This window comes from Klebsiella sp. F11, assembly GCF_056712265.1.
Map to the genome: position 1 here is coordinate 933960 of NZ_CM160060.1, position 26843 is coordinate 960802.

Below are 26843 nucleotides of genomic sequence, written 5' to 3' on the forward strand. Positions count from 1 at the left end.
CTTATTTGGGTATACTGGGGACGATTTAACGAGCAAAGAGGCCGATGTGGAACAGGATCTGGCACAAATCGAACAGTTTCTTGATGCCCTGTGGCTGGAGCGCAACCTCGCGGAAAATACGCTGAGCGCCTACCGTCGGGACCTGACGATGGTCGTGGAGTGGCTGCACCATCGCGGGCTGACGCTTGTCAGCGTCAGCGGGGAGGATCTCCAGTCGCTGCTGGCCGAAAGGCAAACCGGCGGCTACAAGGCCACCAGCACCGCGCGGCTGCTGAGCGCGGTGCGCCGCTTTTTCCAGCATCTGTATCGGGAAAAAATCCGTACCGACGATCCCAGCGCGCTGCTGGCGTCGCCAAAGCTGCCGCAGCGCCTGCCGAAAGATCTCAGCGAAGTACAGGTGGACCGCCTGCTGCAGGCGCCGCTGGTGGAGCAGCCCCTGGAGCTGCGCGACAAGGCGATGCTGGAGGTGCTGTATGCCACCGGCCTGCGCGTCTCGGAGCTGGTGGGCCTGACGATGAGCGATATCAGCCTGCGCCAGGGCGTGCTGCGGGTGGTGGGGAAAGGCAACAAAGAGCGGCTGGTACCGCTCGGCGAAGAGGCGGTGCTGTGGGTTGAGAACTACCTTGAGTATGGCCGTCCCTGGCTGCTGAACGGCGTCGCCTCCGACGTACTCTTCCCCAGCCAGCGCGCGCAGCAAATGACCCGGCAGACGTTCTGGCATCGCATTAAGCACTATGCGGTGCTGGCGGGGATCGACAGCGCGAAGCTCTCCCCGCACGTTTTACGCCACGCGTTTGCGACGCATTTGCTCAATCATGGCGCCGACCTGCGCGTGGTGCAGATGCTGCTGGGACACAGCGATCTCTCGACGACGCAGATTTACACCCACGTGGCGACCGAGCGTCTGAGACAACTTCATCAACAGCACCACCCGCGGGCGTGAGTGCTGCATAAAAAGGATTGAGTATGAAAAAAGGTTTACTGATGTTCACCCTGCTGGCGGCAACGCTCTCCGGCGCGGCGCACGCCGACAGCGCGACGATCAAGCAGTCGCTGGCCAAGTTGGGCGTGCAGAGCACCGACATTCAGCCCTCGCCGGTTGCCGGCATGAGCACCGTGCTGACCGACGGCGGCGTGCTGTACGTGACCGACGACGGCAAGCACGTTATCCAGGGGCCGATGTACGACGTCAGCGGCGCCCAGCCGGTTAACGTCACCAACTCGCTGCTGGTGGGCAAGCTGAACGCGCTGGAAAAAGAGATGATTATCTACAAGGCGCCGCAGGAAAAGCACGTTATCACCGTCTTTACCGACATCACCTGCGGCTACTGCCACAAGCTGCATGAAGAGATGAGCGACTACAACGCGCTGGGCATCACCGTTCGCTACCTGGCCTTCCCGCGCCAGGGGCTGCAGAGCCAGACCGAGCAGGACATGCAGGCCATCTGGTGCGCCAAAGATCGCAATAAAGCCCTGAATGACGCGATGGGCGGCAAAGGCGTACAGCCGGCCAGCTGCGGCGTGGATATCAGCAAGCACTACACGCTCGGCGTGCAGTTCGACGTCAACGGTACGCCGGCAATGGTATTGAGCGACGGCTACCTGCTGCCGGGCTATCAGGGGCCGAAAGAGCTGAAAGCCTTCCTCGATGAGCATCAAAAACAAACCAGCGGTAAATAATTCGCGTGAAACAACAGACACAACTGCGCCGCCGTGAGGCGGCCGACGGCGCGGAGCTTCCCGCCGACCTTTCGCCGCTGCTGCAGCGGCTCTACGCGAGCCGCGGCGTACGCAGTGCTCAGGAACTGGAGCGCGGCGTTAGGGGCATGCTGCCGTGGGCGCAGCTCAACGGCATCGACAAAGCCGTTGAGATGCTCTACGACGCCTTCCAGCAGGATTTGCATATTGTAATCGTCGGCGATTTTGACGCCGATGGCGCTACCAGCACCGCTCTGAGCGTGCTGGCGCTGCGCGCGCTGGGCTACGGCAACGTCTCCTATCTGGTGCCGAACCGGTTTGAAGATGGCTATGGCCTGAGCCCGGAAGTGGTCGATCAGGCCCACGCCCGCGGCGCGCAGATGATCATGACCGTCGATAACGGCATCTCCTCGCACAGCGGCGTCGATCGCGCGCACGAGCTGGGGATCCCGGTGGTGGTTACCGATCACCACCTGCCGGGCGACACGCTGCCGGCGGCGGAGGCCATCGTCAACCCGAACCTGCGCGACTGCGGCTTCCCGTCAAAATCGCTGGCCGGAGTCGGGGTGGCGTTTTACCTGATGCTGGCGCTGCGCACCTTCCTGCGCGATAAAAACTGGTTCGAAACGCGCGGGATTGCCGCGCCTAATCTCGCCGAGCTGCTGGATCTGGTGGCGCTGGGCACGGTGGCGGACGTGGTGCCGCTGGACGCCAATAACCGTATCCTCACCTGGCAGGGGCTGAGCCGCATTCGGGCGGGCAAGTGCCGTCCGGGAATTAAGGCGCTGCTGGAGATTGCCAACCGCGACCCGCAGAAGCTGGCGGCCAGCGATCTCGGCTTTGCCCTTGGCCCGCGGCTGAACGCGGCGGGAAGGCTGGACGATATGTCGGTGGGCGTGGCGCTTTTGCTGTGCGATAACGCCGGCGAGGCGCGGGTGCTGGCCAACGAACTGGATGCCCTGAACCAGACCCGCAAAGAGATTGAACAGGGGATGCAGGCGGAAGCGCTCACCCTGTGCCAGCAGCTTGAGCGCAGCAGCGAGGCGCTGCCCGGCGGGCTGGCGATGTATCACCCGCAGTGGCATCAGGGCGTGGTCGGCATTCTGGCCTCGCGCATTAAAGAGCGTTTTCATCGGCCGGTTATCGCCTTTGCGCCGACGGGAGACGGGCTGTTAAAAGGTTCCGGCCGCTCGGTGCAAGGGCTGCATATGCGCGACGCGCTGGAGCGTCTCGACACGCTCAACCCGGGGCTGATCCTCAAGTTTGGCGGCCACGCGATGGCGGCGGGGCTGTCGCTGGAAGAGGCCCGCTTCGAAGAGTTCCAGCAGCGCTTCGGCGAGCTGGTGACCGAATGGCTGGACCCTGCGCTGCTGCAGGGGGAAGTGGTTTCCGACGGTCCGCTGGACGCCGGGGAGATGAGCATGGAGGTGGCGCAGATGCTGCGCGACGCCGGGCCGTGGGGGCAGATGTTCCCTGAGCCGCTGTTCGACGGCCGTTTCCGCCTGCTGCAGCAGCGTCTGGTGGGCGAGCGGCATCTCAAGGTGATGGTCGAGCCGGTTGGCGGCGGGCCGCTGCTGGACGGCATCGCCTTCAACGTCGATACCTCGATGTGGCCGGATAACGGCGTGCGCGAAGTAACCCTCGCCTATAAGCTCGATATCAACGAGTTTCGCGGCAACCGCAGCCTGCAGCTTATCATTGACCATCTTTGGCCGCTGTGACGAATAAACCGGCAACAAAGAGGCCGCCTGAAGGCTGAAGTGGCTATAAAAGAGAGCGGGGATCCGGTACAATTCCGCTCTTATCACCGCATTTTGACCAATCCATTAAAAGAAAATCGATCATGTTTGAAATAAATCCGGTAAAAAACCGTATTCAGGACCTCACGGAGCGCTCCGACGTTCTTAGGGGGTACCTTTGACTATGATGCTAAGAAAGAGCGTCTGGAAGAAGTAAACGCCGAGCTGGAACAGCCGGACGTATGGAACGAGCCCGAGCGCGCACAGGCGCTGGGCAAAGAGCGTTCTTCTCTGGAAGCCATCGTTGACACCCTCGATCAGATGTCCCAGGGTCTGGAAGACGTTTCCGGCCTGCTGGAGCTGGCCGTTGAGGCCGAAGACGAAGAGACCTTCAACGAAGCCGTCGCCGAGCTTAACGTGCTCGACGAGAAGCTGGCGCAGCTTGAATTCCGCCGCATGTTCTCCGGCGAGTACGACAGCGCCGATTGCTACCTCGATATTCAGGCCGGCTCCGGCGGCACCGAAGCGCAGGACTGGGCCAGCATGCTGACGCGCATGTATCTGCGCTGGGCCGAAGCGCGCGGCTTTAAGACCGAAATTATCGAAGAGTCTGAAGGCGAAGTGGCGGGCATCAAGTCCGTGACCATCAAGATTATCGGCGATTACGCCTACGGCTGGCTGCGTACCGAAACCGGTGTTCACCGCCTGGTACGTAAGAGCCCGTTCGACTCCGGCGGCCGTCGCCACACCTCCTTCAGCTCCGCGTTCGTTTACCCGGAAGTCGATGACGATATCGACATCGAGATCAACCCGGCGGACCTGCGTATTGACGTTTACCGTGCCTCCGGCGCGGGCGGTCAGCACGTTAACCGTACCGAATCCGCGGTGCGTATTACCCACATTCCAAGCGGGTTAGTCACGCAGTGCCAGAACGACCGTTCGCAGCATAAAAACAAAGACCAGGCCATGAAGCAGATGAAAGCCAAGCTTTATGAACTGGAGATGCAGAAGAAAAATGCCGAGAAGCAGGCGATGGAAGATACCAAATCGGACATCGGCTGGGGCAGCCAGATCCGTTCTTACGTGCTGGATGATTCCCGCATTAAAGATCTGCGCACCGGGGTGGAAACCCGCAACACTCAGGCGGTGCTTGACGGCAGCCTGGATCAATTTATCGAAGCAAGTCTGAAAGCAGGGTTATGAGGAACCAACATGTCTGAACAACAAGCACCGGGCGCTGACGCGGCAATTGACCTTAATAATGAACTGAAAAGCCGTCGTGAAAAGCTGGCTGCGCTGCGCGAGCAGGGTATCCCGTTCCCGAACGATTTTCGTCGTGACCATACCTCAGACCTTCTGCACGCTGACTTCGATGCGAAAGAAAATGAAGAGCTGGAAGCGCTGAACGTTGAGGTTTCCGTCGCTGGCCGCATGATGACTCGTCGTATCATGGGTAAAGCCTCCTTCGTCACCCTGCAGGACGTCGGCGGCCGCATTCAGCTGTATGTGGCGCGTGACGATCTGCCGGAAGGCGTCTACAACGAGCAGTTCAAAAAGTGGGACCTCGGCGATATCATCGCGGCGCGCGGCAAGCTGTTCAAAACTAAAACCGGCGAGCTCTCTATCCACTGCAGCGAGCTGCGTCTGCTGACCAAGGCCCTGCGCCCGCTGCCGGACAAGTTCCACGGCCTGCAGGATCAGGAAGCGCGCTATCGCCAGCGCTACCTGGATCTCATCTCCAACGACGAATCCCGCAACACCTTTAAAGTGCGTTCGCAGATCCTGGCCGGCATTCGCCAGTTCATGGTCGGCCGCGGCTTTATGGAAGTTGAAACCCCGATGATGCAGGTGATCCCCGGCGGCGCCTCCGCCCGTCCGTTTATCACCCACCACAACGCGCTGGATCTGGACATGTACCTGCGTATCGCGCCGGAACTGTACCTCAAGCGTCTGGTTGTCGGCGGCTTCGAGCGCGTGTTCGAGATCAACCGTAACTTCCGTAACGAAGGCATCTCCGTACGCCACAACCCAGAGTTCACCATGATGGAACTCTATATGGCGTATGCGGACTATAAGGACCTGATCGAGCTGACCGAATCCCTGTTCCGCACCCTGGCGCAGGATATTCTCGGCAATACCGCGGTGCCTTATGGCGATCAGACCTTTGACTTCGGCAAGCCGTTTGAGAAGCTGACCATGCGCGAGGCTATCAAGAAATACCGTCCGGAAACCGAGATGGCGGATCTGGATAACTTCGACTCCGCGAAGGCAATTGCCGCCGCCGTCGGCGTCAAGGTTGAGAAGAGCTGGGGCCTGGGCCGCGTTGTGACCGAGATCTTCGAAGAAGTGGCGGAAGCGCACCTGATCCAGCCGACCTTCATCACCGAGTACCCGGCAGAGGTTTCTCCGCTGGCGCGTCGTAACGACGAGAATCCGGAAATCACCGACCGCTTTGAGTTCTTCATCGGCGGCCGTGAAATCGGCAACGGCTTCAGCGAGCTGAACGATGCCGAAGACCAGGCGCAGCGTTTCCTCGACCAGGTGAACGCGAAAGCCGCCGGCGACGACGAAGCGATGTTCTACGACGAAGACTACGTGACCGCGCTGGAGCACGGCCTGCCGCCGACCGCTGGCCTGGGTATCGGTATCGACCGTATGGTGATGCTGTTCACCAACAGCCACACCATCCGCGACGTGATCCTGTTCCCGGCGATGCGCCCGGTTAAATAAGACCCACCGCGAACGATCAAACCCCGGCCTGCGTGTCGGGGTTTTTTTATGGTCGCCGCCGCGCTTCTGCGCGATGGCCGTGCGAGGAGGCGTTATCGATCCTCAGCGCAGTGGCGCAACGTAGTCTTGCAGCGCCGCGCGGGCGTCCTCATCCAGGGCCTCCAGCACCATCCACGGGCTGAAGGCCCACGGCGTTATCGCCAGCGCGTTGAGCAGATCCGCCAGCCTGCACCATTGATAGTCCATGACCTCATCGCTATTCGGCCGCAGCGGGCCGGCGACGCGGGCGGCGTATACCGGGCAGACTTCGTTCTCGACGATGCCGTTGGGGGCGACGGCCCGGTAGCGAAACCGCGGGGCGATCGGCACGATATCGGTGATTTCGGCGCCGAGCTCAAAGCGGCTGCGCCGCGTAACGGCCTGTTCGAACGTTTCGCCCTCCTGAGGGTGTCCGCAGACCGAGTTGGTCCACACGCCCGGCCAGGCCTTCTTCTCCAGCGAACGGCGGGTGACCAACAGCTGGCCCCGTTCGTCAAACAGCCAGCAGGAAAACGCGAGGTGTAGTGGGGTATCTAAGGTATGAGCGGCATACTTTTCCAGCATGCCGGCTGGCTTATCCTGCTCGTCCAGCAAAATGACGTGTTCCCCGGTCATAACGACTCCTGAAAATAAAAAATGACCCGGTACAAACCCGCCGGGCCATGTACTCAGGCCGTTAGGGTAGACCATTCGCGGACGAAAGGCATTACCAAAACAAGCCCAGGAAGCGGACAGTTGACGGGAAGGCGCGTCACAGGCGGCCGTCCGCCGGGCGTTTAATCCTTAAGGGTAAGAGGCGTATCGATTGGGGATCCGGCTGCGGGCTGGTATGATAATCGTCCATTCCGACGAGGTGAGAGTTGTGTTGAGTGCAGGACGCCCGATGAGAAAACGCTTTTATATCGCTATGATGTTGGTTAGCAGCCTGGTGATTGCCGGATGCTCCAGCTCATCCGATTCCGGTTCCGCCTATACCGTTAAGCGCGGCGATACGCTGTACCGCATTTCCCGCACCACCGGCACCAGCGTCAAAGATTTGGCCCGGCTGAATAATCTTTCGCCGCCCTATACCATCGAAGTGGGGCAGCGCCTGAAGCTGAACAGCGCGTCGGGAACGAGCGGCGGCAAGAGCGCGAAGAAAAGCGCCGCGACCCGCACCGCTGCGGCTAAGCCGCCGGCCGCTCTGCCGCCGGTCACGTGGCCGCCGGTAGGGCAGCGTTGCTGGCGCTGGCCGACCAGCGGTAAGGTCATCCTGCCTTACTCCTCAAACGATGGCGGCAATAAGGGCATTGATATCGCCGGTACGCGCGGCCAGCCGGTATATGCGGCCGGCGCGGGGAAGGTGGTGTACGTCGGCAACCAGCTGCGCGGCTACGGTAATCTAATCATGATTAAGCACAGCGATGACTACATCAGCGCCTATGCGCATAACGATAAAATGATGGTCAACAACGGCCAGAGCGTGAAGATAGGCCAGCAGATCGCCACGATGGGCAGCACCGATGCCGACTCCGTGCGTCTGCACTTCCAGATACGCTACCGGGCAACGGCCATCGATCCGCAGCGCTATTTGCCGCCGCAGGGCAGTAAGCCTAAGTGCTAACGGGTTATTTTATCAGCAGTTAGCATGGGCCAGTCTTGTCAGACGGTGCGTAAGGTCTATAATGGCCCTCGCACCTCTTCGCGGGCGTAGTTCAATGGTAGAACGAGAGCTTCCCAAGCTCTATACGAGGGTTCGATTCCCTTCGCCCGCTCCAGATCTCTCTCCTTGTGGCAAGCCTCGATAAAACTCATTTTCTTTCAATGGGTTACCTTGGATAAGTTGTCGCGATCGTTCTACCATTGAACGACGAGTACCAACACAAGAAAATCGCTCCGCTCCGCTTGTTGCTGTATCACCAATGAGGCTTTATGGCTTCTATTGCCTAAAAATCAGAAGTTTCGTGGAAGAAAACTGTCCTGTGTCCGATTGCATAGTAGTACGATAAGCGAAGAAGTCATTAGCAATTAAAGGGTTACTGATGGATACAGTAGAACAACTTAATGAAACATACTTCTATAAAGGTGTCTGCAACATTTCGGCGGGTGAGCTATTTTTCTGGATCTTTCTCGATAAGATTGATGAACAGTTTGGCGGGATCTCTGACGTTATAGAGATGGCCTGTATTGTTCTTGGTCTACCTTTGTTGAAAACCAGAGGCAAGCCATACGGTGCGACACCTGGCACCTCAATTGCTTCTAAGTATTCCCGCGATTTGCTCAACGTAAAACTCCCTATCAGACTTCCCACTATAACCAATGCCAGTATCAAGTACTTAAAGCCAATGATGACTAACAATTTAGGCGCATTCGTCGGGCGCTCAATCCCTGTTATAGGCTGGGCACTATTGGCGAGTGATGTCGCTCAGATTACCTATAAAACGGTGAATACCTACAACACTGTAGCCAGAAAAGAAGATCGCGTATGGTGACAGATGGTGAAGTATTAGAGTTTTTCCGAGGAGAGTTATCTCTTGCAGTAACCTTTACTTTTAAGCCTATCCCAATTGAGTTTGATACGCCGTTACAAGGCTACGCTGAATGGGATGAATTGCCTTATGCAATCGAGGATTTCGGGGAAAAATTTAACGTCGATGTATCGGCGATCAATTTTGATGCCTACTACCCGTGGGAAAGAGATTCTGTATACCGCAAATGGTTTAACAAAGAGCCGATCAGGCAAGTATCAAAGCCGCTAACTGTACGAATGTTCGCAGAGTCAGCTAAAGCCGGACGCTGGTTATACGATTGATTACAAGGAGTTTTAAGAATGGCTGTACCTGTACACTTATTTTTGAAAGATGATGGCGGCGCGGTAATCCGTGGCGGTTCCGATGTTCAATATCGTGAGGGGAGTGTCGAACTTCGCGGTCTTACACATAATCTCAGCATTCCTACCGATGGCGCTACAGGAAAATTGACGGGCACACGTAAACACGCGCCATTTCTGTTCGATAAAGAGATTGATTCTTCCAGCCCATACCTTTACAAAGCCGTTGCCACTGGCCAGACGCTGCAAAGTGCTGAATTCAAGTTCTATCATATTAATGACGCTGGTCAGGAAGTGGAATACTTCAATATTCTGCTGGAAGGTGTGAAGGTTGTTTCTGTAACGCCAATTGTTCACGACACTCGGACTGTAACAGGTACGGGGCATTTGGAGAGCGTGCAACTGCGTTATGAAAAAATCACCTGGCGTATTGTGGATGGTAATATCCAGTATACAGACGCCTGGAACGAACGCCCAACGACATAAAGAAAGGGGGCGTTGCGCTCCCCCTCGTATAACCCTGTAAATAATTCTGTGTAACTGCCGCCGCATTAAAGACGATCGCTCAGGCGGTCACCGAACTCGATAATAAAACGGCTCATTGCCAACCGCCAGTTCTGGATCGGCATACTCCATTTTTTGACGCATCCCGGCGCCATCATTGATAACGCCGCTCTGGGAGGGCGTTTGTCTGCGGCAGCTAAGGCCGCACCTTGCGACTGGTTTCTTTTGCGGTTTTGTTATTTTGCGCAAGATCGGTCAGGCAAATCACATCGCCTTTGCGCATATTAAGAGGCACGGAGGAAGCCATGTGTGATAACAAGACCGATAGTTACGCCAGACGTTTTAATCAGGTTTTTGATTATATTGACCGCCATCTCGACGACGCGCTGTTGCTGGAAAAACTCAGCGAAGTGGCCTACTTTTCGCCATTTCATTTCCATCGTCAGTTTTGCAGCTATTGCGGCATGCCGCCTGGTCGTTACATCCAGATGATGCGCTTAAAACGCGCATCCTATCGGCTGGCTTTTAATCCGTTAGAGAGAATCACCGATATCGCGTTCGACGCCGGTTTTCAGCATGCCGAATCATTCAGCCGCGCCTTCAGGCAAATGTTTGGTCTGTCACCGACGCAGTTTCGCCAGCGTCCCCTCTGGGTCGACTGGCATCAGCGTATATCAGAAGCTTATCAAACGAGGAGAAAAACGATGCAAGGCCAGGTCAGGATCATTAACTTTTCCGCCACGCCGGTTGCCATGTTGAGCCACCGCGGCCAACCGGAGCTCATAAACGAAACTGCGGCCCGCTTTATTGAATGGCGAAAAGGCACGGGTCTTTCACCCGTTGCCAGCAGCCAAACGTATGGTGTTGCTCCGGACGATCCGGCCACAACGCCAGCGGATGAATTTGAGTTCCATATTTGCGGAACGGTAACGTCACCGATTGCCGAAGATAATCGCTTCGGGGTGGTTAATAACGAAATCCCCGCGGGCCGATGCGCGGTGCTGCGCCATCAGGGATCGCACGATGCGTTAACCGGCCTGGCGCAGGCTCTGTATCGCGACTGGCTGCCCGGTAGCGGAGAAGAGCTGCGCGACTTCCCGCTCTTCTTTCACTACCACAACTTTGTGCACGAGGTGGCGGAACATGAATTGCTCACGGATATCTATTTGCCGCTGAAATAAGCCGATCCTGGCTACCGCCGCTGCAGAAGTGAGAGGCGCCGGGAAGTTTCCCGGTGCGTTTTTTCTCCGGGGGAGTGGCGTCGTCCAGATTTAATCTGGGACTTCAACTTCCCCGGGCAGCCCTCCCATCTTTCTTTCGGCCGGTAGCGGTTTGCCTTCCTCTTATCCCCGATTAAAGCGCGTTTTCGCCGCTTCCGTTACCGGAGTATAAAGTGAAATCAACGAGCCTTCGGGATCGCGAAACTGCGCCGTCCTGTTTTCCCAGGGTAAATCTTTCGGGGGGGTGCCCCTATTAAGTTGTCAAGCATGTTATGACGCCGTAGGGGTATAAAAAGTCCCGTCACGCATCATGGCGAACAGGACGTCACAACGCCGTCTTGCGAGAGCGATAAGCGCCTGGTTGTGGCGTTTTCCCTGGCTCATTTTGCGTGTGTAGTAAGCCCTGGAGATCGGATCTCTGAGCGCAGCGAAGGCTGACAGGAACAGCGCCCGTTTGAGCGTCTTATTACCCCGTCGTGAGGGATGCTCCCCTCGTATGGATGAACCGGAACGCCGGGTTACAGGCGCAAGACCGGCATAAGCTGCGAGATGTGCAGCAGAGGCGAAGGCGCGGCAGGCAACCTCTGTGAGGAGTCTGGCAGCGGTCCTGACACCGACTCCGGGCATGCTGGTCAGGACCGGGTAAAGAGGGTGAGCAAGAACCCGTTGTTCTACCTCAAGAGCCACCTCGTCTCTTTGCTTACGCAGTGTGATGAGCTGGAGAGCCAGGCGGGGCAGAACAACGACAGCGGCATTCGTGCCGGGAACGACGACGGTTTGCTCTGTCAGTGCCTGGGTGATATCTGCAGCAAGGCGCTTTCCCAGACGAGGTGCGAGTTTGCAGAGCTGGGTTGCCAGCTTCTTCTCACCCAGCGAAGCGAGTTTTTCGGGTGAGGGATATCGCTGGAGAAGATCGAGTACTGCCGGATGATCCAGCCGTGGGCCCAGAACACGTTCCAGTGCCGGATGTATCTGGGTCAACAGGCCACGGATACGGTTGCTGGCCTGCGTTGTTTGTGCAGCAAGATCATCATCGAAGCCGCAGAGCATGGAGAGTTCGGCGATTTGCTCGTCAGCCAGCTTTAGTGTGCGTAGCGCATGAGGCAGAGTACGTGCTGCTTCGGCAATGATGGCCGCATCACGGGCATCGGTTTTGGCTTCACCGGCATGTAAGTCGGCGATGCGGCGCATTGCCAGTCCGGGGAGGTATCCGACAAGGATGCCTTCAGAGCGGGCAACTGCGACGGGTAACGCGCCGATGGTGGCAGGCTGGTCAACAACCAGCAGTATCTGACCATGCTGTTTCAGGTCAGATATCAGCGACCGGAGTTTGTTTTCATCGTTGGGTAACGCTTTATCGAACAGGCGCTTACCTGGACGATTAACGGCAACAGCGTGATGAGTATCTTTACCGACATCAACACCGATAAAGACCTGGACTGATTCGTAACCACTAGATTCGGTCATTCTGTCTCCCTGTTTATACGGGTTAACCAGATAACCACGGGGAGCAGGTACCGGCATCCACGTTACAGACGGTCCCGACATGATGTCTGACCTGCCCCCTATTAGCGGTTACCAGCGCCCCACCAGACCCGGTGACATCACCCCCCGGATCATGGACGACAGGGGGCAGTAATCATGCCGGGTCTGGCTGGCTAACACCCCATTATAAGGGGTATGAATAAAGTAACGGGGGGCGGGTTGTGGCTATGTTTTAAGTTCAGATTACGATATGCCCCCTTTGATGTTTACGGCCGAGGAGCTGGAAGCCATCTTTCTTGGCGCAGAGCTGGTGCGGCGCTTACCGGATGCGACTCTGGCGAATAACGCCAGCGACGTGCTGGCAAAAATTGCCTCGGCGGTCCCCGCACGGCTGCTCGGTTATTTATCTTATTCGGCAGTAGGGATAAAACCGGATGAGTCAGGCAGCTGCAAACCCGATACGCGAAAGATACGCATCGCTATTCGGGAAGGCAAAAAGCTTTTACTGGATTACTGCTCCAGCTCCGGCGACATCACTCAAAGAATCGTTTGGCCGGTGATGCTGGGCTATGACCAGACCAGCTGTCTCCTCATTAGCTGGTGCGAGCTACGCGGCGGCTTTCGTCATTTCCGGGCTGATCGAATGCGCCAGGCGACGATATTGCATGAAAATATTGGCACCAGCAGGAGTGAACTCAGAAACCGTTGGGAACGCTGGCGGGATAATGAGATGAAACAACGCAGCGCAGAGTAATGTACAGGCACTCCCCGCTATTCGAGGGAAGGAGGGTTTTTGCTGAAAATAATCCATCCATACATTGAGCTTTGCTGAACTTAATGGTTTTGTCTTTGCCAGCGCGGGATGGTACATGCTTGCACTCGCCGTGATTTCCCAGCTGCTGAGTCGCATTTTGCATAGGCTGCCGAATAAGCAAAGAGCAATGGAGACGCGAGAGATGTTTTAATATCGGGATCGACGCCGATAATTAAGCACACCATCTGGCCCGCTTCCGCGTCAAGTTCGGCGGCGGGCCGGATGTTTTATTGCACCCTGTGTGCCAATGGCCTGAGGTAGCGCGGAATAGAGAGTAGCTCCCGGCGATTTCAGGCTTCTCTTGCAGATATTCAATCAAACGGCGGCCTGTCGGCTTAACATATTCAGCAACTGCTCCACGGCGGCTATTTCCACCGCCTGCATGGCGTAACAAATGCCGACCCGGCGCAGTAGCGGATAGCCGGGCAGCTGACGCGAGCTCAGCTCGCAGCGCGATTCAACCAGCGAGCGGGGGGCGATCGCCAGACCGAAGCCCGCCTCTACCAGATCGAGCGCCAGGCTAAAGCTTCCGGCGTTGGCGCTGGGGGCGCCGGCCGAGGCGCCGTAAAACGGCAGGAATCGCTGATGGGAGTCGTGAGCCGGATACATCACCCACGGCTGGCTACAGAGCTGTTCCGACGTCAGCTCCGCCAGCTGGCCCAGCGGGTGCGCGGCGGGATAGGCCAGCACGTAGCGCTCTTCGAACAGCGGCATAAAAAGCTCATCCTCGCAGCGCAGGCTTTCGCAGCCGAGGCGAATATCGCCCGTACAGCCGGGATCGAGCGTGACCAGGGTGTCCGGCATCGCCAGGCGGATCTTCTGCAGCAGCGGATCGAGGCAGGGAGAGGCGATATCCTGCTCAATGCCAATACTCAGCGGCAGCTTGTCCTGGCGCTTGCGAAAGCGGGTGCTTAGCGCGGCCATATCCTGGATCATCCGGCAGGCGTGAGGATAGAGCGCTCTCGCGTCCTCGGTCACCTCTACTCCTCGCGGCTTGCGCACGAAAAGCCGCGTTCCCAGCTCCTCTTCCAGGGCCTTGATGGTGGCGGATAGCGCCGGCTGCGTCAGACTTAACTGTTCAGCCGCGCGGGTAATATTTCGCTCTTCAAACACGCAGATGAAGGCGCCGAGCTGTCGTTTATCCATAGTTATTTTTTATGGCTGTGAGAAAAACAAACCATTTTTCACCATATCTATGCGGATTTAAAGTAGCGCCATCAATTTTATTTATGAGGTAACGCCATGAACGCTGCAGTAAAACCTTTAGTTGTGATTACCGGCGCAAGCTCCGGCATTGGCCTGGCGACCGCCAGACTGCTCTCAGAGCGCGGACATGCGCTGCTCCTGCTGGCCCGTCGCGTCGAGCGTATGACGGCGCTAAATCTGCCGAACGCCCTGTGCCGCGCGGTGGATGTTACCGACCGCCAGGCGGTCGCCGCGGCGATCGCCGAAGCGGAACAGCAGTTCGGGCCGGTGGATGCGATGGTGAACAACGCCGGCGTGATGCTGCTGGGTAACATTGACCAGCAGGATCCGGATGAGTGGGAGCAGATGCTGGACGTGAACGTCAAGGGCCTGCTGAACGGCGTTCATGCCGTCACCAAAGGGATGGTTGAACGCAAGGCCGGCACCATTATTAACATCAGCTCCATTGCCGGGCGCAAAACCTTCCCTAACCACGTGGTGTACGTCGGGACCAAGTTTGCCGTCCACGGCCTGTCGGAAAACCTGCGTGAAGAGCTGTCGCCGCATAACGTGCGGGTGGTGGTGATTGCGCCCGGCGCCGTCGAGACCGAGCTGCTGAGCCATACCTCCAGCGACGACATTAAGGCCGGTTACCAGGCGTGGAAGCAGGATATGGGCGGCAAAGTTCTCAGCCCGGAAGACGTAGCCCACGCTATCGAGTACGCCTACTCCCAGCCGCAGTACGTCTGCATTCGCGAAATTGTCCTCGCCGCGACCCGCCAGGGCGCGTAGCGGTCCCCGCTAAAAGAAGGGGGGGGGATGACTCCTCCCTTCAACCCCTGTGCGATCCCCACACCAGCGCCATGCCTTCGCTCTCCGGGCGCACCAGCTGAAAGCCAAATTTTTTATACAGTTCGGGAACGTCGGCGACCAGGCTGACGTAGGCGCCCGTCGGCGCATGCAGCTCAAGCCAGGCCATCAGATGCTCCATGATTTTTCGCCCCAGCCCCTTGCCCTGATGCGCCGGATCGACGGCAACATCGACAATCTCGAAGTTAAGCGCGCCGTCGCCAACGATGCGTCCCATGCCGACAATTATCCCGGAATGCTCCACGTATACGCCGTGGCAGCTGCGGGGCAGCGCGCGTTTCGCCGCCTCAAGAGGGCGGGGCGTTAAACCGGAGATGACGCGCAGGCGACAAAAATCGTCTGCCGGAGGAACGGTTTCCACAATGGCGTAGGTTGCTGACATGTATTGATCTCGATAGTGGGCGTTCCCCTGTTTACCATCAACCACGCGTTCGCTCAACCGCTGCGCGCGTCGCCGGCAAACTACCGATCCGTCGGCAAAAATAGAAATGAATAAAAACGGGGCCAGGCGCGTTTACCGGTTATCAACACTGAGGATAACCCACTATGATGCGCACAGTTTCCGCTATCGCCTTCGGGCTCTTGCTCGGCCCGGCGCCGCTGTACGCGATGCCGGTTAGTTACGGCATCAGCACCCCCGATACCGCAATCGGGCTTTCATGGCACGCTTTCGGCGGCACCTCGCAGGCGCACCTTGCCGGCGTAACGGGGGAACTGACGCTGGATACGGATAATGACATGGACGATCGGCTGAGCGTCAATATCCCGGTCGCCACCCTCGCGGCTTCCAATAATCTGCTGACCTGGCAAATGAAAGGCCCTCTTTTTTTCGATGCCGATCGTTATCCAGCGATCCGTTTTACCAGCAGCCGCGTGGTGGCGCTGGGAGGCGGGCGCTTTCGGGTTTTTGGCTACCTCGGCGTAAAAAATATTCTGCGCCCGGTCATGCTGGAAGCGGCTCTCAAAGATTCGACGAGCAACCCCGTCGGCCGGGAGGTGCTTTCGCTGCATGCGACGACCGCCATCTCTCGTGCGGCTTTTAATATGGACAGCCTGGCGGCGCTGGTGGGCGATACCGTCACCATTGATATCGCCATTGAGGCTAAAATTCGGCATCGGGCATAACGCCCACGCGCGCTATTCGCGTGGGAGTTATCTAACGACGGGGATTAACGGCCGGGCAGCATCCGGGACAGCACGTTATCGCGAAGCAGGTAGTGGTGGGCCAGCGCCGCCAGGGCGTGGGCGCAGGCGAGAGTAATGAGCGCCCACGCCACGTTATTGTGCCACTCTCCCAGGGTATGCCTGAGCGTGGGATCGATGCTCACCCAGCCGGAGAGATCGAGCCCGCCAAAAAAGCGGAACGGCTCCTGCTGCGCCCAGCGAAATAGAAAGCCCAGCGTGGCCTGGGCGAACAGCAGCAGGTACAGCATCCCGTGGACGGCGTGCGCGGCAAGCTTCATCGGGCGCGGCTGCCGGGCCGGGGGCAGGGCGTAGCGCGGGATGCGCTGGCTGATAATACGCCACAGCAGGCGCACGACGATCGTCAGCGCCAGCAAGATGCCGAACGAGATATGCAGGGCCTGCAGCTCTTTTCGCAACGGCGTGCCGCGCTCCAGCCACGCCCAGATATGGGCGCTGGAAAAGAGAAAGATGACGCAGGCGGCGGTCAGCCAGTGCAGCGTCAACGTGAGGCGATCATAGCTCTGGCGCTGCGCGGTGGGGGACAGTTCTTTCATAGTAGGGGACTCCATCAGCGGTGTTTGATGATGGGTAAACGCGCCAGGGGGAATATCTATTCGGAAAATTTTTCTATCGGGCGCTCGTCCGCACGGGTCGGTTTATTGCAATTTTGTTACATTCATTACATAACGGCGGCTGCGGCATTGCCTGCGCCGCGCTAACAGGCATCATAAAACAACTTTCCGCCAAGAGTATTGCATCATGATCAGAGTCGCCCTGGTGGATGACCATGTGGTCGTTCGCTCCGGTTTTGCCCAGCTATTAAATCTGGAAGACGATCTTATCGTGGCGGGGCAGTACAGCAGCGCCGCCGAGGCGTGGCCGGCGCTGATGCGCAGCGAAATTGATGTTGCGGTGCTCGACATCGCCATGCCCGATGAGAATGGCCTGAGCCTGCTCAAACGCCTGCGCCAGCGGCAGCCGGGGTTTCGCGCCATTATTCTCAGCATCTACGACACCCCGGCTTTTGTGCAGAGCGCCATCGATGCCGGGGCGAGCGGCTATCTGACCAAACGCTGCGGCCCGGAAGAGCTGGTGCAGGCGGTACGTTCGGTGGGGATGGGCGGCCATTACCTGTGCGTTGATGCGCTTAAGGCGCTGCGCGGCGGCGAATCGTCGCCAAAAGCGCTCGACGTCCTGACCCCGCGCGAGCGGGAGATATTCGAGCTGCTGGTGAAAGGGGAGAGCGTGAAGGCGATCGCCTTCAGCCTGGCGCTGAGCCATAAAACCGTCCACGTTCACCGGGCTAACGTGCTGAGCAAGCTGCAGTGCGGCAGCACCATCGAGCTGGTGCATTTCGCTCTCGATAATCAGCTGCTGACGGGCCATTGATGACACGCGCCTCCCGCCATCTGATCCTGACGTTGTTTATCACCCTGGCCTGGGGAAGCGGCTGGCTGATGCTGTGGACGCTCAGCTTCTATTTGACCCACAACGGCCAGCAGGCGGTGCTGTTCCTGCCCCAGGGCGTCTATCTGGCGCTGCTGATCCTGCTGCCGCGCCGCTTTTGGCCGGCGGTGGTCCTGCCGCCGCTGGCGGCGATCGGCTGGCTGCGCAGCGAGCAGCTGCTGACCGGCTACACGATCGCGATCGTCCCGCTGGTGGGCATGTTCTCGGCCTCTATGGCGCAGCGTTTCTGGTACCGTTTCCCGCTCTACTGGCAGCGGCTGTCGCTGCTGATCGCCGCGGTCAGCGCCAACGCGCTGCTCCAGACCCTGACCCTGATCGCCTTTTTGCAAAGCCCCGCGACGCTGCTCGGGCTGGCCTCGTTTACCGGCGGCGTGCTGCTGACGCCCTTTGTCTATCTGATGTTCGAGTTTTTGCGCCAGCAGCATCGCTATCAGCTGCTGGGGCTGGATACCAGCAACCCGCCGCTGCGCGCCTCGCTGATTATCTGGTGCAGCCTGTTTTTTATCATCGGCATCGGCACCCAGATGGTGCTCTCCCCGGCGCTGGAGCGGCTGCTGCTGATCGTGGTGTTTTTGCCTAACGTGGTGATGGCGTGGAAGTTTGGCTGGCAGGGCGGGGTGCTGTCCGGCCTGCTTGGCAGCATGATGATCGCCATCGCGCGCCAGGTGGGCGGCGGGTTTACGGACCTGCTGGAGCTTGAGATTTTCCTCGCCACCCAGTCGCTGCTGGGGATCGGCCTTGGCATCGCCATCAGCCGCCAGCAGCATCTGGCGCTCAATCTCGATCGCTATCGCCGCCGGCTGGAGCAGGAGCTGCAGACCCGGCGCGAGCTGACGGAGAAGCTGATCCACACGGAGGAGGATACCCGCAAGCATCTCGCCCGCGAGCTGCATGATGAAATCGGGCAGAACATCACCGCCATTCAGATCCAGTCGCAGCTGGTCAAACGGGCCGGCGGCAGCACCCTGGCGATTGAGGCCGCCGGACAAATCAACGCCCTGGCCCAGCGCATTCACCACTCCACCCGCCAGATGCTGCGCCAGCTGCGCCCCCCGGCGCTGGACGAACTGTCGCTCAAGGAGGCGCTGCACCATCTGGTGAAGGAGTTCGCTTTTGCCGAGCGCGGGATTGACTGCCGCTTCGACTACCGGCTGGCGACTCCGCCGGCCAGCGAAACCCTGGTCTTTACCCTCTATCGCCTGCTGCAGGAGCTGCTCAATAACGTCAGCAAGCACGCCGGCGCCAGCGAGGTGGCGATCCTGCTTTGCCAGCAGGGCGACGGTCTGTACCTCGAGGTGCGGGATAACGGCAGCGGCCTCGGCCCGCAGAATACGCCAGGCTTTGGCATGCAGGGCATTCGCGAGCGGGTCCACGCTCTCGGCGGCGAGCTGACCCTGGAATCACGCGGCGGCACGCGCGTAATTGTTAACCTGCCCACATTTTCGTCACAAACACTTCGTTAACCAGGAAAAAGTCTTAGCCGCCCCGGACTTTCTCTCATCCATTTTGCCCCGCGCTTTTATATCGTCAGCCTAAACGGAGAACGCCATGCCCGCACTGTCTGCCGCACAGATCGCCCAACGCTACCGGACCCAGCGCCCGAGGCTGCTGCTGTGCATGGTCATTGGCTACGCCGCGTTCTACCTGACGCGCAAAAGCATCAACTACGTGCTGCCGGTTTTGCAGCTGGACATGGGGCTGAGCAAAAGCGACATCGGGCTGATCGGCTCGCTGTTTTATCTGAGCTACGGCCTGTCGAAATTTGCCGCCGGATTGTGGCATGACGGCCACGGACAGCGGGCGTTTATGGGGATTGGCCTGCTGGCGACCGGGGTGCTGAACGTGCTGTTCGTGTTTAGCCACTCCCTGCCGGCGCTGCTGTGTATCTGGACGCTAAACGGCTTTTTCCAGGGATGGGGATGGCCGCCCTGCGCCCGGCTGTTAACCCACTGGTACTCGCGCAACGAACGCGGCTTTTGGTGGGGATGCTGGAACACCTCCATCAATATCGGCGGAGCGATTGTGCCGCTGATTTGCGCCTTCGCCGCCCACTTTTGGGGCTGGCGGGCGGCGATGCTGGCGCCGGGGATCATCAGCATCGTACTCGGTATCTGGCTGACCACGCAGCTGCGGGGTACGCCGCAGGAGGAGGGGCTGCCGACGGTGGGCGAGTGGCGCAACGATCCGCTGGAGCTGCGCCAGGAGCTGCAGAGCCCGCCGATGGGGCTGTGGCAGATGCTGCGCACCACCATGCTGCAGAACCCGATGATCTGGCTGCTGGGCGCCTCATACGTGCTGGTGTACCTGATCCGCATCGCGCTCAACGATTGGGGCAACATCTGGCTGGCGGAGAGCCACGGCGTCAATCTGCTGAGCGCCAACGCCACGGTCATGCTGTTCGAGGCCGGCGGACTGCTCGGGGCGCTGTTTGCCGGCTGGGGTTCAGATTTGCTGTTCAGCGGCCAGCGCGCGCCGATGCTCCTGCTGTTCACGCTGGGGCTAATGGTCTCGGTCGCCGCGCTGTGGCTGGCGCCGGTGCACCACTACGCGCTGCTGGCGATGTGCTTTTTCAGCGTCGGTTTTTTTGTCTTTGGTCCGCAGATGCTCATTGGCCTTGCCGCCGTTGAGTACGGGCACAAGCAGGCGGCGGGTTCGATCAGCGGTTTTCTCGGCGTGTTTGCCTATCTGGGGGCCGCGCTGGCCGGCTGGCCGCTGTCGCAGGTTATCGAACGCTACGGCTGGTCGGGGATGTTCAGCTTGCTCTCGCTGGCCGCCGTTTTGATGGGTTTATTACTGATGCCTCTGCTGATGTCGGGCGTCACCGTTTCTCGCAATCACACAACATCCTGAATGGCTGAATAATGAAAACAACGCTTCTCTCTACCCTCATTGCTTCCGGACTCGCGCTCGCCGCCCTCAGCGGCGCGGCGCAGGCTAAAGGCCGCCTGGTGGTCTACTGCAGCGCCACCAACGAAATGTGCGAAGCCGAAACCAAGGCGTTCGGCGACAAGTACGACGTTAAAACCTCGTTTATCCGCAACGGTTCCGGCAGTACCCTGGCGAAGGTGGACGCGGAGAAGAAAAACCCGCAGGCCGACGTCTGGTACGGCGGTACCCTCGATCCGCAGTCGCAGGCCGGCGAAATGGGGCTGCTGCAACCGTATAAATCGCCTAACCTCGCGCAGATCATGGAGAAGTTCCGCGATCCGGCGAAGGTGAAGGGCAACCTCTCCTCGGCGGTTTACGTCGGGATCCTCGGCTTCGGCGTCAACACGCAGCGGCTGAAAGAGAAGAATCTGCCGGTGCCGAAATGCTGGAAGGATCTGACCAAAGCGGAATACAAGGGCGAGATCCAGATTGCCGATCCGCAGAGCTCGGGCACCGCCTATACCGCGCTGGCAACCTTCGTCCAGCTGTGGGGGGAAGATCAGGCGTTTGATTATCTGAAGCAGCTCAACGCCAACGTCTCCCAGTACACCAAATCCGGCATCGCCCCGGCGCGTAACGCCGCCCGCGGCGAAACGGCGATCGGTATCGGCTTCCTTCACGACTACTCGCTGGAAAAAGAGCAGGGCGCGCCGCTGGAGCTCATCTCCCCGTGCGAGGGCACCGGCTACGAGATTGGCGGCGTCAGCATTCTGAAGGGCGCGCGCAACGCGGATAACGCGAAGCTGTTCGTTGACTGGGTGCTGTCGAAGGATGCCCAGGAGCTGGCGTGGAAGAAGGGCAAATCCTATCAAATCCTCACCAACACCACGGCGGAAACCTCGCCAAACTCGCTGAAGCTCGATGACCTCAAGCTCATCAGCTATGACATGGATAAGTACGGCTCAACGGAAGTACGTAAAGCGCTCATTAATAAATGGGTTGCCGACGTGAAGATGGGTCAATAAGCCCGCGACAAGTGGTTATCGTCCGGCGTCCCCGCCGGGCCAACAACACCCGGAAAACTTATGTCACACACATTAGCTCTTCATCCCGCGAAAAAACGGGATGCGGTATTCCTGTGGGTTTTACTCGGCTGGCTGGCGTTTGCCCTGCTGCCGGGCTGGAGCCTGGATTACGGCCTGCTGGAGTCGACGCGCGACGAGATCCTCGCCGCCTACGGCTGGTCGCAGGTCAACGTTAGCTGGCTATGGTACCTGCTGCCTAGCCTGCTGCTGGTTCGCCCGCTGAGCGAAGCGCGCCGCGAGCAGCGGGCCCGCCACTACTTTGACGCCGGCTGGGCGCTGCTGTGCATGGCCTTTATCGTCATCAGCGCCAGCGTCGAGGGCCGGGGTTTAGGCTACGCCGCCATCGTGCTGTTCGTGGCGCTGGGCGCGATCATGACCCTGGCGCTGACGCGCCTCGAGTGGCTGGGCGGCGACCGCTTTGTGATTGGTTCGCTGATTACCATCATCGCGCTGATCGGCATTTTTATCGTCTGGCCGAGCATCGCCATTTTTATCCCGATGTTCACCAACGCCGCCGGGGAGTTCGCGCCGCTGGCGTTTGTCAGCGTCCTCTCCCAGGCGCATATCGTACAGGTCATTATCAACTCGATCCTGCTGTCGGTCGCAGTCGGGATCGGCTGCACCTTCTTCGGGCTGGTGCTGGCGATTTACACCACCCGCATCGCGAAGCGCAGCGCCATCATCGGACGCATCTTCTCGATTCTGCCGATCGTCACGCCGCCGTTCGTGGTAGGGCTTGGCGTCACGCTGATGATGGGGCGCTCCGGCTACGTGACCGAATTTATGGTGACCTGGTTCGGGCTGACCAACACCAACTGGCTGTACGGTTTTACCGGCATCTGGCTGGCGCAGGTGCTGGCCTTTACCCCGATGGCGTTTATGATCCTCGACGGCGCCATCAAGACCATTCACCCCTCGCTGGAGGAGGCGTCGTATACCCTGCGCGCCAGCCGCTGGCAAACCTTTAACGGCGTATTCGTCCCGCTGCTCAAGCCGGCGCTGGCGAACGCCTTCCTGATCGTTATCGTGCAGTCGCTGGCCGACTTCAGCAACCCGCTGGTGCTGGGCGGCAACTTCGACGTGCTGGCGACGCAGATCTACTTCTACATTACCGGCTCGCAGCTGGATTATCAGGCCGCCAGCACCCTCGGCGCGTTCCTGCTGCTGTTTTCGCTGCTGGTGTTCTGCGTGCAGTATATGTGGATCGGCAAGCGCTCCTACGTGACCGTTTCCGGCAAATCCTACCGCGGCGACGTGCAGCCGCTGCCGGCGATGCTGGTGCGGGGCGTGGTGGCCCTGCTGGCGATCTGGATTGCGTTTAACGCTCTGCTCTACGGCAGCATTTTCTACGGCAGCTTCACCGTCAACTGGGGCGTGGACTACACCCTGACGCTGGATAACTTTATTAAGCTCTTTGGCCAGGGGATGAGCGACGGCGCGTGGCCTTCGCTGCTTGATACCCTGCTGTACGCCGGAATTGCGGCGCCGATCACCGCCGCCTTCGGGCTGCTGATCGCCTGGGTGGTGGTGCGCCAGCAGTTCAGGGGCAAAAAGACCATCGAGTTCACCACCATGCTGTGCTTCGCGGTTCCCGGCATCGTGGCGGGGGTATCGTACATTCTGGCCTTCAACAGCGCGCCGGTTTACCTCACCGGCACGGCGGCGATTGTGATTATGTCGATGGTGATGCGCAACGTGCCGGTCGGCATTCGCGCGGGCATCGCCGGCCTCGGCCAGATCGATAAGTCGCTGGATGAGGCCTCGCTAAGCCTGCGCGCCGGGAGCCTACGCACCATTACCCATATCCTGCTGCCGCTGCTGCGCCCGGCTATTTTGTCGGCGCTGATCTACAGCTTCGTGCGCGCCATTACCACCGTCAGCGCGATTGTCTTCCTCGTCACGCCGGATACCCGGGTGGCAACGGCCTACATTCTCAACCGGGTAGAAGACGGCGAATACGGCGTGGCGATCGCCTACGGCTCCATTCTGATAGTCGTGATGCTGGCGATTATTTTCCTCTTTGACTGGCTGATCGGCGAGGCGCGAATCTCCCGCTCAAAAGCCAAAAATCAGGCGTAATTCTATGACTCAAAAACATTTCGTTGAGCTGCGCAACGTCGGCAAGCGCTTTGGCGATAACACCGTTATCGAAACCATTAACCTTTCCATTCCGCAGGGGCAGATGGTGACGCTGCTCGGGCCGTCCGGCTGCGGAAAAACCACGGTGCTGCGGCTGGTGGCCGGGCTGGAAAAGCCCACCAGCGGGCAGATTTTTATCGATGGCGAAGACGTCACCCACCGCTCCATCCAGCAGCGCGATATCTGCATGGTGTTCCAGTCCTACGCGCTGTTCCCCCATATGTCGCTGGGGGAGAACGTCGGCTACGGCCTGAAGATGCTCGGCGTATCGCGCAGCGAGACAAAAGCGCGGGTGAAAGAGGCGCTGGCGATGGTTGACCTGGAAGGCTATGAGGATCGCTTTGTCGATCAGATCTCCGGCGGTCAGCAGCAGCGCGTGGCGCTGGCCAGGGCGCTGATCCTCAAGCCGAAGGTGCTGCTGTTCGACGAGCCGCTGAGCAACCTTGACGCCAACCTGCGCCGCAGCATGCGGGATAAGATCCGCGAGCTGCAAAAGCAGTTCAATATTACCTCGCTGTACGTCACCCACGATCAGAGCGAGGCCTTTGCGGTCTCCGATACGGTGCTGGTGATGAACAAAGGCAGCATCATGCAGATTGGCTCGCCGCAGGAGCTGTACCGTCAGCCCGCTTCGCGCTTTATGGCCAGTTTTATGGGCGACGCGAACCTGCTCCCGGCCAGCTTCAGCGCCGAAAGCGTGGAGATCCACGGCTATCGCCTGCCGCGTCCGCCGCACTTTACCGCCAGCGGAAGCGGCACCGTCGGCGTTCGCCCGGAGGCGATTACCCTCAGCCAGCAGGGGCTTGAGAGCCAGCGCTGCGTCATCCGTCACGTGGCCTATATGGGGCCGCAGTATGAGGCGATCGTCGAGTGGCACGGCCAGCAGATTTTGCTGCAAATCAACGCCACCCGCCTGCAGCCCGACGTCGGTGAGAGCTACTACCTGCAGATTCATCCGTACGGGATGTTTATGCTACAGGATGCCGCCTAGGAGCCCGGCCCCCCGCTTCGCGGTGGGGGGCCGCCGGCGTGCGACGCCGGTGAAAAATCAATAACCCTATTTATCCCCATTTCCCGCCGTAGACTTCGCCAACCCTACATTTATCCCGGTTTTAATCACGCTATCCAGCCACCGCGGGCTATCCATTTATACTGAATGGATATTCAATAACTTTTTGTTTATAAACAATAAAATAATAAAATCTGTCGTAGTGGCAATGTCAACACTATTTGCGCCGCGTCAAACTTAAAATCTATAAAAGTAGACGTTTGTCGACTTTTCATCTAAAAAGTCTGGGTAAGGGGCTAGACAAAACCACCATCTGGTTATCAAATAGTTAAATAATATTAAATTTTAAGTAAATGATTGGCCAAATAAAAAAATGGTCAACGCGCTTTCCGCGATTTACAGGCGCTTCGGCGCACCTCATTGGGAGAAGTTATGCATTCCTCTGTTAATAAAAACGAAAGTCGGACCTTCTTTGGTCATCCCTATCCGCTAGGGTCGCTGTTTTTTACCGAAATGTGGGAGCGATTCTCTTTTTACGGCATTCGCCCGCTTTTAATCCTGTTTATGGCCGCCACCGTCTATGACGGCGGCATGGGGCTGGCGCGCGAAAACGCGTCGGCGATCGTCGGTATCTTTGCCGGCAGTATGTACCTCGCGGCGCTGCCCGGCGGCTGGCTGGCGGATAACTGGCTGGGTCAGCAGAAGGCCGTGTGGTACGGCTCGATTCTGATTGCGCTGGGCCATCTGTCGATTGCCCTCTCTGCGTGGATGGGCGACACCCTGTTCTTCATCGGGCTGATGTTTATCGTGCTTGGTTCCGGCCTGTTTAAGACCTGCATCTCGGTGATGGTCGGCACGCTGTATAAGAAGGGCGACGCGCGCCGCGACGGCGGATTCTCGCTGTTCTATATGGGCATCAATATGGGCTCGTTTATTGCCCCGCTGATCTCCGGCTGGCTTATCAAATCCCACGGCTGGCACTGGGGCTTCGGCATCGGCGGCATCGGGATGCTGGTGGCGCTGGTTATCTTCCGCCTGTTCGCCGTTCCGGCCATGAAGCGCTACGACAGCGAAGTGGGCCTCGATTCCACCTGGAACAGCCCGGTGGCGAAGAAAAACGGCGTCGGCGCCTGGCTGCTGGCGCTCACGGTCGCGGTCGCGGCGGTGATTGTCCTGATTGCTCAGGGCGTTATCGTGATTAACCCCGTGGCGGTCGCCAGCACCCTGGTGTACGTCATTGCGGCGTCGGTGGCGCTGTACTTTATCTATCTGTTCGCCTTTGCCGGCCTGAACCGCAAAGAGCGCGCTCGCCTGCTGGTGTGCTTTATCCTGCTGGTCTCCGCCGCCTTCTTCTGGTCGGCCTTCGAGCAGAAGCCGACGTCGTTTAACCTGTTTGCCAACGACTACACCAACCGCACCATCGGCAGCTTCGAAATTCCGGCGGTATGGTTCCAGTCGATTAACGCCCTGTTTATCATTCTGCTGGCGCCGGTATTCAGCTGGGCATGGCCGGCGATGGCGCGTAAAAACGTCCGCCTGAGCAGCATCACCAAGTTCGTTATCGGCATTCTCTGCGCCGCCGGCGGCTTCGGTCTGATGATGCTGGCCGCTGAGAACGTGCTGAGCAGCGGCGGGGCGGGGGTATTGCCGCTGTGGCTGGTGGGCAGTATTCTGATGCTGACCCTGGGCGAACTGTGCCTGAGCCCGATTGGCCTGGCGACGATGACCCTGCTGGCGCCGGAAAGAATGCGCGGCCAGATGATGGGGCTGTGGTTCTGCGCCAGCGCGCTGGGTAACCTGGCCGCCGGCCTGATTGGCGGCCACGTCAAGGCCGACCAGCTGGATATGCTGCCGGATCTCTTCGCCCGCTGCTCGATTGCGTTGCTGATCTGCGCCGCCGTACTCTGCGTGCTGATTGTTCCGGTGCGCCGGATGCTGGACAATACCCGCAGCAAAACCGCGCAGGAGCCGGCGGCTAACGCCTGACGGTAAAAGAA

Annotated in this window: 25 protein-coding genes and 1 tRNA gene; 21 read left to right on the forward strand and 5 right to left on the reverse strand. The window is 58.9% G+C overall.

Annotated features, from left to right (window positions below):
• Window positions 1–46 precede the first annotated feature (46 nt).
• From xerD to lysS, 5 genes are all read left to right on the forward strand, one after another.
• Window positions 47–943 carry a site-specific tyrosine recombinase XerD gene (gene xerD, locus AC1M2H_RS04760; RefSeq protein WP_480150493.1) on the forward strand — a complete coding sequence of 299 codons (897 nt, stop codon included), beginning with the start codon at window positions 47–49 and terminating at the stop codon, window positions 941–943.
• Window positions 944–966: 23 nt separating this feature from the next.
• A complete protein-coding gene (gene dsbC / locus AC1M2H_RS04765) occupies window positions 967–1680 on the forward strand; it encodes a bifunctional protein-disulfide isomerase/oxidoreductase DsbC (RefSeq protein WP_480150494.1) in 714 nt (237 codons plus the stop codon).
• 5 nt (window positions 1681–1685) lie between these two features.
• Window positions 1686–3419 carry a single-stranded-DNA-specific exonuclease RecJ gene (gene recJ, locus AC1M2H_RS04770; RefSeq protein WP_480150495.1) on the forward strand — a complete coding sequence of 578 codons (1734 nt, stop codon included), beginning with the start codon at window positions 1686–1688 and terminating at the stop codon, window positions 3417–3419.
• A 122-nt stretch (window positions 3420–3541) separates the two neighbouring features.
• Window positions 3542–4640 (forward strand): peptide chain release factor 2 gene (gene prfB, locus AC1M2H_RS04775; protein WP_143350158.1). Its coding sequence is split into 2 segments (ribosomal slippage): window positions 3542–3616 and window positions 3618–4640, totalling 1098 coding nucleotides; the frame shifts between segments, so codons are not numbered across the junction.
• 9 nt (window positions 4641–4649) lie between these two features.
• Window positions 4650–6167 carry a lysine--tRNA ligase gene (gene lysS, locus AC1M2H_RS04780; protein ID WP_480150496.1) on the forward strand — a complete coding sequence of 506 codons (1518 nt, stop codon included), beginning with the start codon at window positions 4650–4652 and terminating at the stop codon, window positions 6165–6167.
• 102 nt (window positions 6168–6269) lie between these two features.
• On the opposite strand, the gene idi is transcribed toward lysS, so the two are convergent.
• Window positions 6270–6821, reverse strand: coding sequence for an isopentenyl-diphosphate Delta-isomerase (gene idi / locus AC1M2H_RS04785; RefSeq protein ID WP_480150497.1), 552 nt, complete (start codon window positions 6819–6821; stop codon window positions 6270–6272).
• Window positions 6822–7089: 268 nt separating this feature from the next.
• On the opposite strand from idi, the gene actS reads away from it, so the two are divergent.
• From actS to AC1M2H_RS04815, 6 genes are all read left to right on the forward strand, one after another.
• Window positions 7090–7809: an amidase activator ActS gene (gene actS / locus AC1M2H_RS04790; RefSeq protein ID WP_480150498.1), complete on the forward strand. Its 720-nt coding sequence runs from the start codon at window positions 7090–7092 to the stop codon at window positions 7807–7809.
• An 80-nt stretch (window positions 7810–7889) separates the two neighbouring features.
• A tRNA-Gly gene (locus AC1M2H_RS04795) sits at window positions 7890–7963 on the forward strand.
• A gap of 264 nt (window positions 7964–8227) precedes the next feature.
• On the forward strand, window positions 8228–8677 hold the full coding sequence (locus AC1M2H_RS04800) for an STM2901 family protein (RefSeq protein WP_480150499.1): 450 nt from the start codon (window positions 8228–8230) through the stop codon (window positions 8675–8677).
• Window positions 8671–8997, forward strand: a complete 327-nt coding sequence (locus tag AC1M2H_RS04805; protein ID WP_480150500.1) for a DUF1493 family protein — start codon at window positions 8671–8673, stop codon at window positions 8995–8997. Before AC1M2H_RS04800 ends, AC1M2H_RS04805 begins: the two co-directional genes overlap by 7 nt.
• A gap of 18 nt (window positions 8998–9015) precedes the next feature.
• A complete protein-coding gene (locus AC1M2H_RS04810) occupies window positions 9016–9501 on the forward strand; it encodes an Hcp family type VI secretion system effector (RefSeq protein ID WP_480150501.1) in 486 nt (161 codons plus the stop codon).
• Between the two features lie 323 nt (window positions 9502–9824).
• Window positions 9825–10700, forward strand: a complete 876-nt coding sequence (locus AC1M2H_RS04815; protein ID WP_480150502.1) for an AraC family transcriptional regulator — start codon at window positions 9825–9827, stop codon at window positions 10698–10700.
• 309 nt (window positions 10701–11009) lie between these two features.
• Here the strand turns inward: AC1M2H_RS04815 and AC1M2H_RS04820 are convergent, their stop codons facing one another.
• Entirely contained in the window at window positions 11010–12206 is a 1197-nt protein-coding gene (locus AC1M2H_RS04820) for an IS110 family RNA-guided transposase (RefSeq protein WP_480150503.1), read from the reverse strand.
• A 373-nt stretch (window positions 12207–12579) separates the two neighbouring features.
• Between AC1M2H_RS04820 and AC1M2H_RS04825 the strand changes: the two genes are divergently transcribed.
• Window positions 12580–12978 carry a helix-turn-helix transcriptional regulator gene (locus AC1M2H_RS04825; protein ID WP_480152312.1) on the forward strand — a complete coding sequence of 133 codons (399 nt, stop codon included), beginning with the start codon at window positions 12580–12582 and terminating at the stop codon, window positions 12976–12978.
• A gap of 375 nt (window positions 12979–13353) precedes the next feature.
• On the opposite strand, the gene AC1M2H_RS04830 is transcribed toward AC1M2H_RS04825, so the two are convergent.
• On the reverse strand, window positions 13354–14184 hold the full coding sequence (locus AC1M2H_RS04830; RefSeq protein WP_480150505.1) for a LysR family transcriptional regulator: 831 nt from the start codon (window positions 14182–14184) through the stop codon (window positions 13354–13356).
• A 96-nt stretch (window positions 14185–14280) separates the two neighbouring features.
• Between AC1M2H_RS04830 and AC1M2H_RS04835 the strand changes: the two genes are divergently transcribed.
• The gene (locus AC1M2H_RS04835; RefSeq protein WP_480150506.1) at window positions 14281–15015 is read left to right on the forward strand and encodes an SDR family oxidoreductase; all 735 of its coding nucleotides are present in this window, start codon (window positions 14281–14283) and stop codon (window positions 15013–15015) included.
• 40 nt (window positions 15016–15055) lie between these two features.
• Here AC1M2H_RS04835 and AC1M2H_RS04840 read toward each other — a convergent pair whose 3' ends face one another.
• On the reverse strand, window positions 15056–15475 hold the full coding sequence (locus AC1M2H_RS04840) for a GNAT family N-acetyltransferase (protein ID WP_480150507.1): 420 nt from the start codon (window positions 15473–15475) through the stop codon (window positions 15056–15058).
• Between the two features lie 164 nt (window positions 15476–15639).
• Here AC1M2H_RS04840 and AC1M2H_RS04845 point away from each other — a divergent pair, with 164 nt between their 5' ends.
• Window positions 15640–16218: a YceI family protein gene (locus AC1M2H_RS04845; protein ID WP_480150508.1), complete on the forward strand. Its 579-nt coding sequence runs from the start codon at window positions 15640–15642 to the stop codon at window positions 16216–16218.
• A gap of 44 nt (window positions 16219–16262) precedes the next feature.
• On the opposite strand, the gene AC1M2H_RS04850 is transcribed toward AC1M2H_RS04845, so the two are convergent.
• A complete protein-coding gene (locus AC1M2H_RS04850; protein ID WP_480150509.1) occupies window positions 16263–16832 on the reverse strand; it encodes a cytochrome b in 570 nt (189 codons plus the stop codon).
• Between the two features lie 205 nt (window positions 16833–17037).
• On the opposite strand from AC1M2H_RS04850, the gene AC1M2H_RS04855 reads away from it, so the two are divergent.
• From AC1M2H_RS04855 to AC1M2H_RS04885, 7 genes are all read left to right on the forward strand, one after another.
• Window positions 17038–17667 carry a response regulator gene (locus AC1M2H_RS04855; RefSeq protein WP_480150510.1) on the forward strand — a complete coding sequence of 210 codons (630 nt, stop codon included), beginning with the start codon at window positions 17038–17040 and terminating at the stop codon, window positions 17665–17667.
• Window positions 17667–19208, forward strand: coding sequence for an MASE1 domain-containing sensor histidine kinase (locus tag AC1M2H_RS04860; protein ID WP_480150511.1), 1542 nt, complete (start codon window positions 17667–17669; stop codon window positions 19206–19208). Before AC1M2H_RS04855 ends, AC1M2H_RS04860 begins: the two co-directional genes overlap by 1 nt.
• A gap of 85 nt (window positions 19209–19293) precedes the next feature.
• Window positions 19294–20595, forward strand: a complete 1302-nt coding sequence (uhpC, locus tag AC1M2H_RS04865) for an MFS transporter family glucose-6-phosphate receptor UhpC (RefSeq protein WP_480150512.1) — start codon at window positions 19294–19296, stop codon at window positions 20593–20595.
• Window positions 20596–20606: 11 nt separating this feature from the next.
• A complete protein-coding gene (locus tag AC1M2H_RS04870) occupies window positions 20607–21638 on the forward strand; it encodes an ABC transporter substrate-binding protein (RefSeq protein WP_480150513.1) in 1032 nt (343 codons plus the stop codon).
• Between the two features lie 60 nt (window positions 21639–21698).
• On the forward strand, window positions 21699–23777 hold the full coding sequence (locus AC1M2H_RS04875) for an ABC transporter permease (RefSeq protein WP_480150514.1): 2079 nt from the start codon (window positions 21699–21701) through the stop codon (window positions 23775–23777).
• Window positions 23778–23781: 4 nt separating this feature from the next.
• Window positions 23782–24828 (forward strand): ferric ABC transporter ATP-binding protein, encoded by a 1047-nt coding sequence (gene fbpC, locus AC1M2H_RS04880; RefSeq protein ID WP_480150515.1) that lies wholly within the window; start codon window positions 23782–23784, stop codon window positions 24826–24828.
• Between the two features lie 450 nt (window positions 24829–25278).
• The gene (locus tag AC1M2H_RS04885) at window positions 25279–26832 is read left to right on the forward strand and encodes a peptide MFS transporter (protein ID WP_480150516.1); all 1554 of its coding nucleotides are present in this window, start codon (window positions 25279–25281) and stop codon (window positions 26830–26832) included.
• Window positions 26833–26843 lie beyond the last annotated feature (11 nt).

Coding starts and splice junctions, on each gene's coding strand:
- lysS (WP_480150496.1), top strand. CDS start 4,650: ATGTCTGAACAACAAGCACCGGGCGCTGACGCGGCAATTGACCTTAAT.
- AC1M2H_RS04875 (WP_480150514.1), top strand. CDS start 21,699: ATGTCACACACATTAGCTCTTCATCCCGCGAAAAAACGGGATGCGGTA.
- AC1M2H_RS04815 (WP_480150502.1), top strand. CDS start 9,825: ATGTGTGATAACAAGACCGATAGTTACGCCAGACGTTTTAATCAGGTT.
- AC1M2H_RS04810 (WP_480150501.1), top strand. CDS start 9,016: ATGGCTGTACCTGTACACTTATTTTTGAAAGATGATGGCGGCGCGGTA.
- AC1M2H_RS04860 (WP_480150511.1), top strand. CDS start 17,667: ATGACACGCGCCTCCCGCCATCTGATCCTGACGTTGTTTATCACCCTG.
- actS (WP_480150498.1), top strand. CDS start 7,090: ATGAGAAAACGCTTTTATATCGCTATGATGTTGGTTAGCAGCCTGGTG.
- AC1M2H_RS04840 (WP_480150507.1), bottom strand. CDS start 15,475: ATGTCAGCAACCTACGCCATTGTGGAAACCGTTCCTCCGGCAGACGAT.
- AC1M2H_RS04805 (WP_480150500.1), top strand. CDS start 8,671: ATGGTGACAGATGGTGAAGTATTAGAGTTTTTCCGAGGAGAGTTATCT.
- fbpC (WP_480150515.1), top strand. CDS start 23,782: ATGACTCAAAAACATTTCGTTGAGCTGCGCAACGTCGGCAAGCGCTTT.
- AC1M2H_RS04855 (WP_480150510.1), top strand. CDS start 17,038: ATGATCAGAGTCGCCCTGGTGGATGACCATGTGGTCGTTCGCTCCGGT.
- AC1M2H_RS04845 (WP_480150508.1), top strand. CDS start 15,640: ATGATGCGCACAGTTTCCGCTATCGCCTTCGGGCTCTTGCTCGGCCCG.
- AC1M2H_RS04870 (WP_480150513.1), top strand. CDS start 20,607: ATGAAAACAACGCTTCTCTCTACCCTCATTGCTTCCGGACTCGCGCTC.
- AC1M2H_RS04835 (WP_480150506.1), top strand. CDS start 14,281: ATGAACGCTGCAGTAAAACCTTTAGTTGTGATTACCGGCGCAAGCTCC.
- AC1M2H_RS04820 (WP_480150503.1), bottom strand. CDS start 12,206: ATGACCGAATCTAGTGGTTACGAATCAGTCCAGGTCTTTATCGGTGTT.
- idi (WP_480150497.1), bottom strand. CDS start 6,821: ATGACCGGGGAACACGTCATTTTGCTGGACGAGCAGGATAAGCCAGCC.
- AC1M2H_RS04850 (WP_480150509.1), bottom strand. CDS start 16,832: ATGAAAGAACTGTCCCCCACCGCGCAGCGCCAGAGCTATGATCGCCTC.
- dsbC (WP_480150494.1), top strand. CDS start 967: ATGAAAAAAGGTTTACTGATGTTCACCCTGCTGGCGGCAACGCTCTCC.
- AC1M2H_RS04885 (WP_480150516.1), top strand. CDS start 25,279: ATGCATTCCTCTGTTAATAAAAACGAAAGTCGGACCTTCTTTGGTCAT.
- AC1M2H_RS04830 (WP_480150505.1), bottom strand. CDS start 14,184: ATGGATAAACGACAGCTCGGCGCCTTCATCTGCGTGTTTGAAGAGCGA.
- uhpC (WP_480150512.1), top strand. CDS start 19,294: ATGCCCGCACTGTCTGCCGCACAGATCGCCCAACGCTACCGGACCCAG.
- AC1M2H_RS04800 (WP_480150499.1), top strand. CDS start 8,228: ATGGATACAGTAGAACAACTTAATGAAACATACTTCTATAAAGGTGTC.